Raw genomic sequence first — 16,279 nt, 5'->3', positions numbered from 1 at the left:
GCAGAGTCAGTAAAAGCTTTGCGGATCGATATCGACGGTCAAACGAATATCGCCCTTGAGGCGCAGGGGTGCGATCCAGCGGGCGATAGCGTCCTGAATTGGTGCCCCCTTAGGGGCTTTAACCAGCAAACGGACACGATGCCGTCCACGGATACGCGCAATCGGTGCCGGAGCGGGTCCAAACACCTGAGCGCCAATGTCGCGCAAAGGCGCATCATTCCGCGCCATTGCATTTCCGATGTCAAACACCGGCCCGACTTCGGGGCCGGACAATACGATCCCAGCCATCCGCCCATAGGGCGGTACTCCGGCGGCTTGCCGCCCGGCAGCCTCGGCCTTCCAGAACCCTTCTTCGTCACCCGACAGAATCGCACGGATCACGGGATGCTCTGGTTGAAACGTCTGCAACAGCGCCTGCCCCGGTTTGTCGGCTCGCCCAGCGCGGCCCGCAACCTGACGCATCAGTTGGAACGTGCGCTCCGCCGCGCGCAGGTCTGCGCCATGCAACGACAGGTCGGCATCGATCACCCCTACCAAAGTCAGCTTGGGGAAATTGTGCCCTTTGGCCACCAGTTGCGTGCCGATGACGATATCCGCGTCACCTCCAGCAATCTCTTCGATCTTGGCCTTCAACGCGCGGGCTGAACCAAAGAGATCGGAACTCAGCATCGCAATCTTGGCCTCGGGAAAACTGGCTTCGGCTTCTTCCGCCAATCGTTCAATTCCCGGCCCAACCGGGGACAGCTTGCCCTCGACCCCGCAGGATGGGCATTCCTCGGGCATTGGCTTGGTTTCCCCGCATTGATGGCACATCAAACGTTTGAGAAAGCGATGCTCGACCATCCGCGCATCGCAATGATCACAAGCGATCTGCTCGCCACACGCCCGGCACAAGGTTACAGGTGCATACCCACGGCGGTTGATGAAAAGCAGCGACTGTTCGCCCCGATCGATCCTCTGAAGCACCGCTTGCCGCAAAGAGGGCGATATCCACGTCCCCGGTTGCATCTGCTCGGCGCGCATGTCGATAGGCTTCATCTCGGGCAGAACGGCGGCGCCAAACCGCGCGGTCAGGTCAACACGCGCGTATTTTCCAGCCTCGGCGTTGGCCCAGCTTTCCAGCGAGGGTGTCGCACTGGCCAAAATCACGCGCGCCCCACAGATCGAGGACCGCAGCACCGCCATGTCCCGCGCACTGTAGTGCACGCCGTCTTCTTGTTTGTATGAGGTGTCGTGTTCTTCATCGACCACCACCAGCCCCAAATCGCGGAACGGCAGGAACAAGGCCGAACGCGCACCCACAACCAACTGCGCATCCCCCTGACCAACCATCCGCCAGACCCGGCGGCGTTCGGTCATGGTGGCGCCCGAATGCCACTCGGCCGGACGCGCGCCAAAGCGTGCCTCGACCCGCGTCAGGAACTCGGCTGTCAGGGCGATCTCGGGCAACAAAACCAGTGCCTGCCGACCCATCCGCAAGGCCTCGGCCACCGCTTCCAGATAGACCTCGGTCTTGCCCGAACCGGTCACACCTTTCAGCAAAGTCGTGCCGTAGTCACCTGTGCGTTGCCCCGATTGTAATTGCTTAACTGCGGAGGCCTGATCTTCGGTCAGCGCCTTGCCCGGCAAATCCGGGTCCAAATTCGGATAGGGCAGATCGCGCGGGCTATCCTCTTCCCGGACAGCGCCTTGCTTGACCAGCCCCTTTACAACGGATGAGGTAACCCCCGCCTGTTCCGCAAGCTCTTTCAGGGTAAAGGCCAGGCCTCCGTATTCCCGCAAAACCTCTAATACGCGCGTCCGTGCCTCGGTTACCCGGTCGGGGTCACCTTCTCCCAAACGATAGATTTTTCGCATCGACGGTGGATCGCTTAACCCCGGAGCACGCGTTGCAAGCCGCAGCATCGCCGGCATCGGCGTCAGCGTATAGTCAGCCACGCGACCCAGAAACAGCCGCATTTCCTCTCGCATCGGCGCGACCTCAAGCACCCGGACTACCGAACGGGCCTTGCTTAGGTCAAAACCACCCTGCCCCGGCCCCCACACGACGCCTAGCACTTTGCGCGGTCCCAGCGGCACCTCGACATACGCACCCAGAAAGCACCCACCCTCGGGTGCCTTGTAATCCAGTGTCCTGTCCAGCGGCTGTGTGGTTAGCACGGCCACCAGCTCTCCTTGATCGAAATACTCCTGGGTACCCAACGCATATCCTTTGCAGGGGGTTTCAGCATGTCTCTCTTTGGGGTAAAGCCATCCGCGACCAAGGCCAACCCATCAAAGGACTGCCCTCATGAAATTCTTCGTAGACACCGCCGAGATCGACGCCATCGCTGAACTGAACGATCTGGGCATGGTGGACGGCGTAACCACCAACCCCTCGCTGATCCTAAAATCGGGCCGTGATATTCTGGAAGTCACCAAAGAAATCTGTGATCTGGTCGAAGGCCCCGTTTCCGCCGAAGTCGTCGCTACCGAGGCTGACGACATGATCGCCGAAGGCCGCAAGCTGGCCAAGATCGCGCCGAATATTGCCGTCAAAGTGCCACTGACATGGGCCGGACTGAAGACCTGTAAAACCCTCAGCGATGAAGGTCAGATGGTCAACGTCACGCTGTGCTTTTCAACCAATCAGGCCATTCTGGCCGCCAAAGCGGGCGCAACCTTCATCTCGCCCTTCATCGGCCGTCTGGACGACATCAACCTGGATGGCATGGACTTGATCGCGGATATCCGTCAGGTCTATGACAACTATGGGTTCGAAACCGAAATCCTCGCGGCCTCAATCCGGACCGTGAACCACGTGACTGACAGCGCCCGTATCGGTGCCGACGTGATCACCGCACCGCCCGCCGTGATCAAGAAACTGGCCGATCACCCGTTGACCGACAAAGGCCTTGAAACCTTCCTGGCCGACTGGGCCAAAACCGGTCAGAAAATCCTCTGATCCCCTGCGCGACCGCGCGGTGCCGAAAGGCGCCGCGCCCGGCCCAACTGCTTAGAACCTGATCTCTGATCTGGTTCTTGCAGGCGGGAGAGCCCACCCTATCGGTAAAACGAACGAATTCCCAGCAACTGCTCATTTTTCCCGAGTCAAAAGGCGCCAGCCGTGTTATAAGGCGTCAAAACAAAAAAGACCGGACGGGACATGAGCAGTAATACCAAACTCAAGGACACTCTCCGCGAGGCTATTCTGGCCGAGCCTGATGCAGTTCTGGACGACAAGGACCTCATGCAGGCTCTTGTCACGGCAGACGAACAGTCACGCGGCGACAACATCATCGACCTGCGCGGCATCGCGATGCAACGGCTTGAAGCGCGGCTGGATCGCTTGGAAGACACCCACCGATCAGTTATCGCCGCCGCCTACGAAAACCTGGCAGGCACCAATCAGGTCCATCGTGCAATCCTTCGATTGCTTGAACCCGTCGGGTTCGAGGATTTTCTCACGACGCTGGGCACAGACGTCGCTGAAATCCTGCGTGTCGATCGGATCACACTGGTTCTGGAAACGTCAGCTGTTCAGGACGACCCGGCAATCGACAAGCTGGGCCGAGTGCTGACCGTGGTCGAACCGGGCTTTGTCGACAACTACCTGACCTTTGATCGCAGCGGCCCCCTGCGCGAGGTCGTGTTGCGCGAAGTCATCCACCCGACCCACCGCATCTTTGGCGAGCCGGCCGATCACCTCAGATCCGAAGCCTGCCTGAGACTAGATCTGGGTGCGGGTCGGTTGCCCGGCATGATCATCATGAGCGCCAGAGACCCCAACCATTTCTCGCCGCAGTTGGGTACAGACCTGCTGTCCTTCTTCGCAGGTGTGTTTGAACGCTCCATGCGCAACTGGCTGTCGTGAGCCTGATCTCACCGGCCTGCCGCGACGCGCTGCAACACTGGCTGGAAAGCCTGGGCGCTCTTGGCGGTCGGTCCGAGAACACGCGATCTGCCTATCGTGGCGACGTGACCGAGTTTCTGTCATTCATGACATTACATCATAGCGAACGTCAGGGGCTTGCTGCTCTGGCTCGCATTTCGGTCTCGGACATGCGCGCCTGGATGGCTGATCAGCGCGGATCAGGGGTCGGTGCCAGGTCGTTGGCGCGAAAACTGTCCGCCGTAAAAAGCTTTTACCGCTGGCTGTCAGAACGCGAAGGGTTTGAACCGACTGCAGTTTTATCGACCCGATCGCCCAAATTCACCAAAAAGCTGCCGCGCCCACTGGCCGAAGACGCCGCACGCTCGATGATCGATACGGTCGAGCTCCAATCCTCCAGCGACTGGGTCTCCGCTCGGGACGTCGCTGTGGTCACGCTGCTATACGGCTGCGGCTTGCGTATCTCAGAGGCACTGTCCCTCACTGGAAAGGACGCGCCGCTTGCAGGGACGCTGCGGATCATCGGCAAGGGGAACAAAGAAAGAATCGTACCTGTCCTTCCTGCCGCCAGCGCGGCAGTCGACAGGTACCTTCAGCTATGCCCGCACCCGCAAGCCGACGACAAAGCTCTGTTCCGTGGCGTTCGGGGCGGGCCTTTGAACCCCGGCGCAATTCAAAGCGTGATGGCCAAGGCGCGGGCTCAATTGGGGCTGCCAGCGACCGCAACACCGCATGCTTTGCGGCACAGTTTCGCCACACATTTGCTGTCTGCCGGGGGCGACCTTCGCGCGATTCAGGAACTGCTGGGCCACGCCTCTTTGTCGACAACCCAAACCTACACAGCGGTAGATACCGCCCGCCTGATGGAAGTCTACAACCGCGCGCACCCCAAAGCCTGACACACAGCATCTGGATGTGTTGCGGCTTTTGGTTTGCATCTCGCCCCCGCATCGTACAAGAGACACGGATGACAATCAGATTCAAAGCTTTACTCGTTCATCTGTTCACCGCCACTGGTGCCGTTTTCGCAATGCTCGCCATGTTGGCAGCGGTCGACGAAAAGTGGAGCCTGATGTTCCTGTGGCTTGTCGTTGCCTTCATCGTCGATGGCATAGATGGCCCGCTTGCGCGCCACTACCACGTCAAGGAAAATGCCCCGCAATTCGACGGCATGATCCTGGACATGATCATCGACTACCTGACTTATATCTTCATACCAGCCTTTGCCTTGTTTAAGTCTGGCCTGATGGATGGCTGGACCGGTTGGTTCGCCATCATTGTCATAACATTCGCCAGCGCCATGTACCTCGTGGGCACCGGCATGAAGACCAAAGACAACTCCTTTGCCGGTTTTCCCGGCTGCTGGAACATGTTTGTGATCGTGATCTTCGCGCTGCAGCCAAACTTCTGGATTATTCTGGCTTTGGTGACGGTGCTGTCGGTTGCAATGTTCCTGCCGCTAAAGTTCATCCACCCTGTACGCACGGAGCGGTGGCGGACAGTTTCCCTGCCGATGGCGCTGGCATGGACATTCTTTGCCGGCTGGGCCGCGTGGGTCGATTTCCACCCTGAAAGCTGGGCGCATTGGGGGCTGGTGATTACAAGTCTTTACCTGGCATCAGCCGGCATCCTACAGCAGATCATTCCGCCCCGAAAAGCCTGAGGTTACAAAACCTCGTCGACCTCATACTCTGTGCCGTTATGGGTAAACACGTCGCCCTGTTGCAGACCTGTCATGGCAAGGTAGATTGGGCTTTGCGTTGAAATCCCCATATATGTTGTCCCCTCGACCTCGAACCGCGTGGTCGAGACGCAGACAACGAAACTCCGGCCATTGAAGCGGACAACAGCGCCCGGTTGCACCGTGTCCTTCAGACCAAAATCCGTATTTTCGATCACGTCGATTTTGGCATGATGGGCTTGCAAAGGGGCATCAAACGCAGCCGCCAGATCCGCATTCTCGCGCGAGGCAACTATGTCATCCTTGTCATGTACCTCACGATCATCCAACTGCGAATCCTTAAGGAACGCGTCATAATGCGCTTGCGCCGCCGCAAGCTCCTGTTCCTCAAGCGACATCAGGCGGTCGATGATGGCCTTCTTGCGAGCGCCCGGATCTGGTTGAGCAGTCATTCCATACCATCCTTTGAAATCTCTGTTTGACACAAAGTGGGCCTCAAGCAATGGAATTGCAACAGAAATCCGCCTTCAGATCAGCAGCCCTGCAGCCCGTTCGTGACGCAACAGGGCCACTTTGGTCTCAACCCCACCCTCGCCCGAAAAGCCACCTAAACCGTTCGCAGCCAACACTCGGTGACACGGGATGATGACCGGGATCGGATTCGCGCCACACGCCTGACCGACGGGCTGAGGTGGCTGCCCCAGCTCTTTCGCAATATCTCCATAGGTGCGCGTGTCGCCCAACGGAATGGCAAACATCAAGTCGCAGACTTTGCGTTGAAACTCCGACCCGGCGATGCGGTAAGGTAGGTCAAATCGCTCCAGCTTGCCTAGGTCATAAGCCACCAATTGCGCGGCAGCTTCTTTTAGCAAAGGCGTTACGGGGCCTTCATTCACACCATTCCAAACAAGACGCGTTATCGCGCCCTCTGTTTCCTCGACCCCAAGGCGGCCGAATTGGGTATCAACTGCAATCATCGGCATGAAAAAAGGTTGCAGATGTATCGCACCACCTGCAACCCGATTCCTGACGATCCGCCCCTTCATATGGCTAAAAATATCCCGGAGCGCGAGGCAGAGCCTCGCAAAACTCTCAGGACACCCGCGAAAAGGCGGACTTAACTTAGTGCCTCATCGCAACGTCCGCAGACACCGTCATGCGCGTGGCGACCCACATCTGGCAAAATCTTCCAGCAGCGCTGGCATTTCTCGCCTTCGGCCTTTTCAAAGACCACTGCAACCCCTTCGATTTCCGGCACACGGAAAGCTTCGGCCGGGGCCGGATCGCCAGTTACGGTCAGGCCCGAGGTGATGCACATGTCATCGACATCGAAAGTCGCCAGCAGATCACGTGTTTCCTGATCTTCGACATGAACGATTGGCGCAGCCTCAAGGCTGGAGCCGATCACCTTGTCCTGACGCTGTACCTCAAGCGCGGCGGTGACCGCACGGCGGACGCGACGCACCTTGGACATATTGGCTTCCAACTCGGCGTTACGCCAATCGGCAGGCGTGTCCGGGAAATCCACCAGATGGACTGAGCTGTCATCGCCCGGGAACCGCTCCAGCCAAACCTCTTCCATGGTAAAGACCAGAACCGGGGCCAGCCAAGTGGTCAGGCGATGGAACAGGATATCCAGCACGGTGCGCGCAGCGCGGCGACGCAGGTTATCACCGTCGCAGTACAGCGCATCCTTTCGCACATCGAAATAGAACGAGGACAGATCGACCGTGGCAAAGGTGAATACTGCGCTGAACACGCCCTGGAAGTCGAACGCGGCATAGCCATTGCGCACCTGCTCATCCAGCTCAGCCAGACGGCTCAGCACCCAGCGTTCCAGACGCGGCATATCCTCGGGCGCAACCCGATCCGCTTCGCTGAAATCAGCCAATGAGCCCAGCATGAACCGCATTGTGTTGCGCAGGCGCCGATAGCTGTCGGCAGTGCCCTTCAGAATCTCCGGCCCAATCCGCTGGTCGGCGGTATAGTCGGTCTGCGCCACCCACAGACGCAGGATATCCGCGCCGTATTGCTTCACGACCTCTTCCGGCACGATGGTGTTGCCCAGCGATTTGGACATCTTGTTGCCCTTGGCATCCAGCGTGAAGCCATGGGTCACCACGTTGCGGTAGGGCGCGCGGCCTTTGGTACCGCAGGCCTGCAACATCGACGAGTGGAACCACCCGCGGTGCTGGTCGGTACCTTCCATGTAGACATCGGCGATGCCGTCTTCGGTGCCGTCTTCACGGTCGCGCAGAACGAATGCATGGGTCGAACCGGAGTCAAACCACACGTCCAGCACGTCGAACACTTGATCGTAGTCGTCGGGGTTGGCGATGCCGTCGAGGATCGTCTCTTTGAACCCGTCGGTGTACCAGATATCCGCGCCGTCTTTCTCGAACGCTGCCTTGATGCGGGCGTTCAGGTCTGCGTTCCGCAGCAGGTAATCCGAGTCGGTCGGCAGAGCACCCTTCTTGGTGAAACAGGTCAGGGGAACGCCCCACGCACGCTGGCGGGACAGAACCCAATCCGGACGGGCTTCGATCATCGAATACAGGCGGTTACGACCGGTCTGCGGCGTCCACTTCACCAACTCATCAATCGAGCGCAGGGCGCGTTCGCGGATGGTGTCGCCCATCTCGCCCATACCATCGTCCAGCTTGCGGTCAACGGATGCAAACCACTGCGGCGTGTTGCGATAGATGATCGGAGCTTTCGAGCGCCACGAATGCGGATAGCTGTGCTTGATCTTGCCGCGCGCCAACAGCCCGCCGACCTCGGCCAGCTTGTCGATGATCGCTTTGTTGGCGTCACCCTCGCCGCCCTTGCGGGACAGGATGTATTTGCCACCAAAGAACGGCAGATCAGCGCGGAACGAACCCTCATCCATCACGTTATAGGTGATGACCTGTTCCAGCATCCCCAGATCGCGATACAGCTCGAATTCCTCCATCCCGTGCGACGGCGCACAGTGGACAAAGCCGGTGCCCTCGGTATCGGTCACGAACTCAGCGGCGCGGAAGTCGCGAATGTCATCCCATTCGCCATTGCCACCCTCGGCCCCGGCCAGCGGGTGGGTCAGTTGCACACCCTCCAGCTCATCCGTGGTCACGTCGCGGACACGGGTCCACTGGTCGTCGTTCAGACGGGCGCGACCCAGAACATCCGCCGCCAGATTGTCGGCCAGCAGGAACTTATCGCCCACATTGGCCCAGCATTCCTCAGGCGTGCCGGTGACTTCGTATAGGCCATACGAGATGTCCTCGCCGTACACGACCGCCTTGTTCGACGGCATGGTCCAAGGGGTCGTCGTCCAGATCACGACAAACGCGCCGTCCAGATCGCCCGCATTAACGACCTTGAACTTTACCCAAACGGTAAAGCTTTCCTTGTCGTGATACTCAACCTCGGCCTCGGCCAGAGCAGTCTTCTCGACCGGCGACCACATCACAGGTTTTGAGCCCTGATAAAGTGTGCCGTTCATCAGGAACTTCATGAACTCGTCGGCGATCACGGCCTCGGCGTGATAGTCCATGGTGATGTAGGGATCGGGCCAGTTGCCGGTGATGCCCAGACGCTTGAACTCTTCGCGTTGGATGTCGATCCAGCCCTCGGCGAACTTGCGGCATTCCTGACGGAAGTCGACGATGTTCACCTCGTCTTTGTTCTTACCCTTCTTGCGGTACTGTTCCTCGATCTTCCATTCGATCGGCAGACCATGACAATCCCAGCCGGGTACGTAACGCGCGTCAAAGCCCATCATCTGATGCGACCGCACGATCATGTCCTTGATGGTCTTGTTCAGCGCGTGGCCGATATGCAGGTGACCATTCGCGTAGGGAGGGCCATCGTGCAGAGTAAAGGGCGCGCGGCCCTCTTTCTCACGCAAGCGGTCATAGACGCCGATTGTTTCCCACCGCTCCAACCATGCAGGTTCGCGCTTGGGCAGACCAGCGCGCATGGGAAAGTCAGTTTTGGGCAGGTTCAGCGTGTCTTTGTAGTCAGGTGTCTGGATCGTGTCGGCGCACATTGGGAGCGTCCTTTGGATGATCTGGTCGTCGTATGGATCGAAGCGGTCGGTGCGAAGTCTCAAACACCTTTGCCCGGCGTCTCAGGATGTCAGAGCGCCGGGGATATAATTCGAATAATGATGGCCATCTGGTCATACATGGCCGCGCTTATAAGACGCCCGCCCTCAATGGTCCAGAGGTTCCGACCCATGCGGCGAATGGCGCAGCTGCGCCCACCGGTTGAGCCAAGCCAGACCGGCCAACGCAAGTCCCAAAACAAGCAGCGAAAACACCCTGATCAACCCGCCCAAGCCCGAAATATCAATCAAAAACACCTTCGCGACAGCCAACCCGATAACGACCAAGCCCGCCTTACGCATCAAATCGGACTGGCGCGCCAGAGATTGATAGAAAAGCACTGCCCCAATCAACAGGAGAATAAGCGTATAGGTGTAAAGTTCGGGCTGCGTGACGCCGTTGCCCTCAAACATACCACCCGCGCCTTGCCAGGCATGACGGATCGCGAGCCCCAACCAAACAGCGACCAACGCGGCGGCCGCCCCAAAGCTGATCCGCCTTAGCAGTGCAGGTGCCGTAACAATCCGCCAGGCGGAAAAACCAATCGCCAGAGCCGGCAACAAATACGCAACTGCAAGGGTGTTCAGTACCGGCGGCCCCAAAACTGGATCGGCCATTGGGTTAAGCAGCGGATTGGCTTCGGACAGCGCCTGCCCCAGCCGTGCGACACCATGTGCTGCAAAAAATGCGGCCAGCAGGTAGCGCGCGTAATTCAGTTTGCCGCCCAGTTCGAACCTTTGCACCTGCGCATAAGCCAGCAGCAGCCAGATGACTGCCAGCAAACCCAGCCCCCAATGGCTGTCATCTGCGCCACCCTCACCAAAGCCCTCAAGCCAGCGCAACAGAAGCAGTGACAGCAAGATACCTGCCGTCGCCCACGCAGCGCTCTCTAATAGTAGGATCGCAACGGGGCGCTTTAGCGGTTTCAGAAGCCACCAACTGACGACAAAACCGATCACCGCGGCCAGATAGACCATCGTCATCTCGCTGAGCGGGGCCGCTTCGGCCCATTTGAGCCCGGGGTTCAGGACCAACCGCACCGTCACAGTAAAGACCCCGGCCCAGATGAACCAACTCATCGCAGGCAGATTAAACCGCCGGTCCAGCGCCGCGGCAGCAACGATCATGACAACCAAGGCCACTGTGAGCGCAGCTGAGCTGAGCACGATGATGCAAGCAAAACTCAGACAGGACAGCGCAGAAAGGGTTGCCAGAGCCGGACGCATGCGATCGTCCCCGTCAACCCGCGCGAACCGCTCCGCCCAACAGACCATCATCGCGCCCAGTGCAATTGCGTGAAGTCCCCAAGGGTACGCCCCTATTACTTGCGCGGGGCGCCAGCCAATTTCCACGGCAATGGCCAACGACGGTGCGAACACTGCGGCCGCCCCCGCCCAAACCTTTGAATAGCGCCCGCCATTCAGCGATCGCCACGCTGCCGACACACTGATGGCCGCACCAATCACGACCAAAGCCGTGATGACCATAGGATAATCTGCCTCGGCAGTTTCCGCGTAAGTCTCAGCGAATGCCTGAAATGCTGCGCCCTTGTCCAAACCGTGCATAAGCACAAACCAGATCAGACCCAGTCCCGGTATCATGGCCGTGTCCTGCAAAGCACGCGCGCCTCTTGCCCAAAGGACTAACGCTAAGGTCAATCCGGCCAGTAACACGATGCTCAACCAGAACTCTGCGACTGAGTCCGCCCAATGGATCGACAAGATAACAGAAGTGGTCGCGACCGAACCAAAGGCCAGACGGGTCGGAAAATGAGGCCACGGATCGCCTTTGTGACGCCAGATAGCCTCGGAGATCATTGGCCCGGAGTGATTGGGCCAGATGCTTCGAACAGGAATTACAATGGCGATCAGCGCAAGGGCCGTCACAGTGGTTAAGTACGCAGGTTCAGTCGACGGCGAAGACACAACCATCAGGAACGCCGCGCCATAGGCCCCGACCAGCGCCAGCACCGAAACCCACGCCCATCGGCGCACGGTGTCTATTCCCAAACCCAAAACGGCGATCACAAAGAAATAGCCGTATAACCAAGTGGGATCCTCGGATGATCCTCCGACAACGAACGGGCCCATGAATGCGCCAATCAAACCCACCGCTGCAAGCAAGGGTCCGTGAAACCAACCCAATACCAACCCGATCAACGCAACACCTATCATGCCGGAAAGAGCGGTTTGGGGTCCGATCAAGTCATAGAGCTGACGTGCGGCTAGGATGGCGCCAAACAAGGTGACAAGCCCCGCACCCGAAAACACGGACGGCAGATAGGCGGTGGACGTGCTTTCATCATCACCAAAGCGACGGCGGACAACTTCACCCGCAACAATCAACGCGAAGCCAAACCCAAGCGCTGCGATCACCCGAGCGGGAGGCGGCAAGAGCCCACTCTCGACCCCATATTGAACAAGAAATATCCCGGCCAGCGCCAAGGAAAGCGCCGAAACTGCATAAAACCAGTTCTCGCGCAGCCAGGCGCCCAATGCAGAAAACCGATCCTCGCGTAGAACGACAGCAGCAGGTGTGTTGTCGGTACCTTCGGGCAGTACATCTTTGGTTGCTACACGATCTTCCGGGGCTGGTCCCCAAGGCCTTTTTGAGGGCTTCACCTCAACAGATTCGGTTGGTTCAGGAACTTGAATGGGTGCCTCAAGCGTTTGCTCTGCCAGTTGATGTTCCAACTGCTCTACCCGCCTGCGTAGCCTCATATGAGCAACCAACAGGAAGATGATCGCAACCGGGATGGCCATCACGATCAGACCGGCAAGTACAAGCAACGATTCCAAACAAATTCTCCAAGTGATAATGACCTGAAGCTATCGCGCGCAAACTTCTGTTCATAGTCCGTAAATCCGGATGTATCCCGCTTAGTCAGCAGGTTAATGCAGGCCCTGAAGGTGGATAAGCAGAGTGAAGTTCCTTTCAGGGATGGAACAGTGATCCGACCCAATAGGCGATTGCCGCTGCCGCGCCACCGATCAAGAGGGTCTCAACGCCGGATCGCCACCACGGGGCCAGAGACCAGCGGCTTTTCAAAGCCCCGATTGCAAAAAACACAGCCATGGTCATCCAGGCCGACAGAACAAAGGCCCGGTCCATAGAGAACAAAAAAGGCAACAACGGGACCATTCCAGCCACCAAAAACGCCAGAAACGTCGCCATCGCGGCTTTTAGCGGGTGGGGATCAACACTGCCCAGACCATATTCACCCTCGATCATCAGGTTGATCCAGTTGTCATGGTTGGTAGTGATCGCGTCGGTGGCTTCTTCCAGAACCCGTCCCGACAGACCTTTTTGGGCCAGTATCGCGCGCACTTCTGCCCTTTCGCCATCGGGATAGAGGTGGATGTGACGCTCTTCGATCGCACGAATGCGACGGATGTTGTCCAGCTCGGCCTTGGTGCCGGAATAATTGCCAGCGGCCATCGAAAACCCATCCGCCAGTACATTCGCCAATCCAAGGGCTACAATGATGAACGGTGACAACCCTGCCCCGGCTACACCTGCGACGATGGCAAAGGTCGTTACAGACCCGTCGATCCCTCCGTAAACCACATCTCGCAAAACGCCCCGTCCCGGTGGCGCATTTATACGGTCTGTTATTTCCTGCTGGCTGTGTCCGTGCTCGGTCATGGCTGGCTCCGGCTTTTCTATGCCATCCAGCAGACGTCAGTTCCTTGCGGCAGGTCAAGTTTTCGAGAACAACCCCGCAAGGGCGCGCTTGATCATTCCGCGCGTCGACGGCTTGTGCCGCTGGGAAAAGGGTAGCGGTCGGCAAACTTCCATTGCAGCGACACCCACACGTGCACTTAGTGCGCCATTCACCAGACCTTCGCCAAATCGCCGCGATAGCTTGCTAAGGACCGATCCACCCAAAACAGGTTCCAGCAGGTCATCCCCAACGGCCACTGCCCCGGTCGCGACCAAATGAACGAAAACCGCCCGCGTCAGCCGCCAACTACCAAGAAAACCGGCCCGACCGCCATAGATTTCCGCAATCCGTCGGATCATCCGCAGCGACGCGGCCAGCGCTGTGGCGACATCTGCCAAAGCCAAAGGAACCAGCGCCGTGACGGTGGCGACCTGACGGGCGGCGGCTTCTACCTCGCGACTGGCAGCGGCGTCCAGGGGGGCCAGCAATTCATCCTCGGCCAGGGTCAATAACCCGGACGCGTCGAACTGCTCGCCCATCCGTTCGGTCAGGCGGTGCCTGCCCCATTTGGTTTCATCCCGACCTTTGTAAAAAGCGATCAGGCGATCGGTTACCGCACGTGCTTGCGCCAGATCTTCGTCCGCCAATGCGGTGTCGGCAGATTGGCGTATGTCATCAACCCGCGATAACCGCGCGATGGCGGCAAGCTCACGTGCGGCGATGATCAATGCAACAAGAACCAACGCCGCAAATAATCCGGTGACGATCCATCCCACCACCGGTGCACGTAGTAGCAATGCATTGACAAAGTCCCACGCAGCGACGGACACCACTGCGCCAAGCACCGCCAGAGCGAGCCCCCAAAACCATCTCGACAGCGCCGATGGTCGCCGCGCAGCAATACGCGCAGCGCTTTGCATTGCCTGACCTTGCGGTTGCGCCACATCCGGCACCGGAGGGGCCTGCGCCACGTCTACAGGCGCATCATCGGCCTCAAGATCAATCAGAACCGGACCCTTAGCCATTGTCTGTCCCTTCGCATGTCCAGACGTATTTGATGTCCGGCAAGTTTTCATCATTCTCGGCCCCATCGCTGCGAGAGACCTCAGAAAATCCATTACGCTCGTAAAAGCGACGGGCTGGCAAATTCGCCTGAAAAGCGAACAGCGAAAGCCGCGCCCGTCGGTTTTTTGCCATCTCCAACAGGTGCTTTCCTATGCCTTGCCCACGCGCATTGGGGGACAGGTAAAGCGAGTGTATCTCGTCTCCGTTCAACGCCAGAAATCCTACAACTCTGCCCTCAAGCTCAGCAACTGTGACCCAATCCTGATCAATCATACGGCCACAGAATGCGATTGTTTCTGCGCACGAATGAAGTTCGGGCATCCAATCGTTTTCTCGTGCGAAGCCGTGCAAAATCTCGCCAGTCGCACCAGCGTCCGTACTGCGGGCAGAGCGCAAGACGAAGCTCACAGCTTATCTCCGATCAGGAACTGTGCGGCCCGATCCAAACGGATATGAGGGGGGCCATCACCCGGGCGCAGGTTCAGATGCGCGGGGGCAAACGTCATGAAACCATAATCCGCGTCCAGCCAGCTGTTGGCCCCGCTTCGGGCAGCATTCAGCAGCTTTCCCGGATCGTCGGGTAATTCACCCGGGTAGAACGCCGCCTGCTTGCCATCCAAAAGGGTTCCCCGAACACAAGGAAGCTCGACCCCGTCATGTTTGCGAATCTCTTCGGTTGTGGCGCGCAGGGCGGCAATCGACAAAGCCGTTGTTTCGGCTCCGGCAAAGCTTGCGCGATCACGAGCGTCGCGGGTCAATGCCTCCATGATGCTGGTCAGGCGCTGATGTTGCTGATGATGCAGGTGGTCCGCCTTGGTCGCAGCAAACAAGATGCGCTCGACACGTCTGCCAAGCAACAAACGGCTTAACCACGCATTGCGGCCCGGACGAAACGCCGACAGGATATCCGCCATCGCGCGGCGCATATCCTCGACAGCTTGCGGCCCTTTGTGGATTGCGCCCAGCGCGTCGACAAGGACAACCTGTCGGTCGATCCGGGCGAAATGGTCCCGAAAGAACGGTTTGACGACCCGAGATTTATAAGCCTCATACCGGCGCGCCATTTCGCGATGAAGACTGCGTCTGGGGGCCGGGCCATCCACGGGCAAAGGCGCAAAGGTCAGCACCGGCGACCCGGCTAGATCACCCGGCAGCAAAAAGCGACCGGGCGTACAGTCATAGAACCCGGCATCGCGAGCCGCGCCCAGATATTCGGCAAATGCCGCAGACAGCGATTGTGCCGTGGGTTCGTCATGCGCCCCATCCGGTTCGGCGGCTTTTGCGCGGGCCAGAAAGGCCGACGCTTCGGCCCGGTCAGACATGCGCGCCAATGTCTCTGACGACCAGTCCTCGTAGGTTTTTTCCAGCAAGGCCAAGTCCAGCAGCCATTCACCGGGATAGTCGACAATATCCAGATGTACGGTCCTTGGACCCTGAAGGCCCGACAACAACCCGGAAGGCCGGGCTTTGAAAGACAGGCGCAGCTCGGACACGGCGCGTGTGCTGTCGGGCCAAACCGGTTCCGGGCCCGTCAAAGCGGCCAAGTGGTTTTCATAGTCAAAACGCGGCACCGTGTCGTCGGGCTGAGGTTGCAGGTAAACCGTATTGATCCGGCCCTCCTGTTGCGCCACCAACCCTTGCATCCGGCCGCGATCCAGCAGGTTCGCAACCAAAGACGTGATGAACACCGTTTTGCCAGAACGCGCCAGACCCGTTACACCCAAACGGATAACAGGTTCGAACAAAGCCTCAGACACGCTGTCGCCGACGGATTCAACACCGCGCACCACGCTGTCTGCCAAGGTAGAGATGACCAAACCGTCGCCCCGCTTTTATCGTTTTTCTCAAGATAGGTAGCCGTTGCGAGAACTGCCAGCGCTTTCCCGCTCTTGCCCGTATCCACATGTCGC

General features: G+C 58.8%; 13 protein-coding genes. 4 read left to right on the top strand and 9 right to left on the bottom strand.

The window, feature by feature from the left end:
* Window positions 1-6: 6 nt before the first annotated feature.
* The gene (locus tag ACR0BD_RS03665; protein ID WP_480828953.1) at window positions 7-2,202 is read right to left on the bottom strand and encodes a primosomal protein N'; all 2,196 of its coding nucleotides are present in this window, start codon (window positions 2,200-2,202) and stop codon (window positions 7-9) included.
* An 88-nt stretch (window positions 2,203-2,290) separates the two neighbouring features.
* On the opposite strand from ACR0BD_RS03665, the gene fsa reads away from it, so the two are divergent.
* From fsa to ACR0BD_RS03645, 4 genes are all read left to right on the top strand, one after another.
* Window positions 2,291-2,944 carry a fructose-6-phosphate aldolase gene (gene fsa, locus ACR0BD_RS03660; protein WP_480567831.1) on the top strand — a complete coding sequence of 218 codons (654 nt, stop codon included), beginning with the start codon at window positions 2,291-2,293 and terminating at the stop codon, window positions 2,942-2,944.
* 201 nt (window positions 2,945-3,145) lie between these two features.
* Window positions 3,146-3,853, top strand: coding sequence for a DUF484 family protein (locus ACR0BD_RS03655; protein ID WP_480828952.1), 708 nt, complete (start codon window positions 3,146-3,148; stop codon window positions 3,851-3,853).
* Window positions 3,850-4,770, top strand: a complete 921-nt coding sequence (locus ACR0BD_RS03650; protein WP_480828951.1) for a tyrosine recombinase XerC — start codon at window positions 3,850-3,852, stop codon at window positions 4,768-4,770. The genes ACR0BD_RS03655 and ACR0BD_RS03650 overlap by 4 nt, the downstream gene beginning before the upstream one ends.
* 68 nt (window positions 4,771-4,838) lie before the next feature.
* A complete protein-coding gene (locus tag ACR0BD_RS03645) occupies window positions 4,839-5,534 on the top strand; it encodes a CDP-alcohol phosphatidyltransferase family protein (protein WP_480828950.1) in 696 nt (231 codons plus the stop codon).
* 2 nt (window positions 5,535-5,536) lie between these two features.
* Here the strand turns inward: ACR0BD_RS03645 and ACR0BD_RS03640 are convergent, their stop codons facing one another.
* The 8 genes from ACR0BD_RS03640 to ACR0BD_RS03605 all read right to left on the bottom strand — a co-directional run bounded on the left by ACR0BD_RS03640 (window position 5,537) and on the right by ACR0BD_RS03605 (window position 16,186).
* Complete coding sequence (locus ACR0BD_RS03640) at window positions 5,537-6,004, bottom strand: hypothetical protein (RefSeq protein WP_480828949.1); 468 nt, start codon at window positions 6,002-6,004, stop codon at window positions 5,537-5,539.
* Between the two features lie 75 nt (window positions 6,005-6,079).
* The gene (locus ACR0BD_RS03635; protein ID WP_480828948.1) at window positions 6,080-6,535 is read right to left on the bottom strand and encodes a methylated-DNA--[protein]-cysteine S-methyltransferase; all 456 of its coding nucleotides are present in this window, start codon (window positions 6,533-6,535) and stop codon (window positions 6,080-6,082) included.
* A 134-nt stretch (window positions 6,536-6,669) separates the two neighbouring features.
* Complete coding sequence (ileS, locus tag ACR0BD_RS03630) at window positions 6,670-9,582, bottom strand: isoleucine--tRNA ligase (RefSeq protein ID WP_480828947.1); 2,913 nt, start codon at window positions 9,580-9,582, stop codon at window positions 6,670-6,672.
* Between the two features lie 165 nt (window positions 9,583-9,747).
* Window positions 9,748-12,438 carry a DUF2339 domain-containing protein gene (locus ACR0BD_RS03625; RefSeq protein ID WP_480828946.1) on the bottom strand — a complete coding sequence of 897 codons (2,691 nt, stop codon included), beginning with the start codon at window positions 12,436-12,438 and terminating at the stop codon, window positions 9,748-9,750.
* A gap of 136 nt (window positions 12,439-12,574) precedes the next feature.
* Window positions 12,575-13,285 (bottom strand): VIT1/CCC1 transporter family protein, encoded by a 711-nt coding sequence (locus tag ACR0BD_RS03620; RefSeq protein ID WP_480828945.1) that lies wholly within the window; start codon window positions 13,283-13,285, stop codon window positions 12,575-12,577.
* Window positions 13,286-13,339: 54 nt separating this feature from the next.
* Entirely contained in the window at window positions 13,340-14,329 is a 990-nt protein-coding gene (locus tag ACR0BD_RS03615) for a YcjF family protein (protein WP_480828944.1), read from the bottom strand.
* The gene (locus ACR0BD_RS03610; protein ID WP_480828943.1) at window positions 14,322-14,777 is read right to left on the bottom strand and encodes an N-acetyltransferase family protein; all 456 of its coding nucleotides are present in this window, start codon (window positions 14,775-14,777) and stop codon (window positions 14,322-14,324) included. Before ACR0BD_RS03610 ends, ACR0BD_RS03615 begins: the two co-directional genes overlap by 8 nt.
* The gene (locus tag ACR0BD_RS03605; protein ID WP_480828942.1) at window positions 14,774-16,186 is read right to left on the bottom strand and encodes a YcjX family GTP-binding protein; all 1,413 of its coding nucleotides are present in this window, start codon (window positions 16,184-16,186) and stop codon (window positions 14,774-14,776) included. Before ACR0BD_RS03605 ends, ACR0BD_RS03610 begins: the two co-directional genes overlap by 4 nt.
* Window positions 16,187-16,279 lie beyond the last annotated feature (93 nt).

This window comes from Ruegeria sp. G5 (assembly GCF_056533365.1).
The sequence above is the reverse complement of the archived record's forward strand: the minus strand, read 5'-3'. Positions and strand labels throughout refer to the sequence as shown.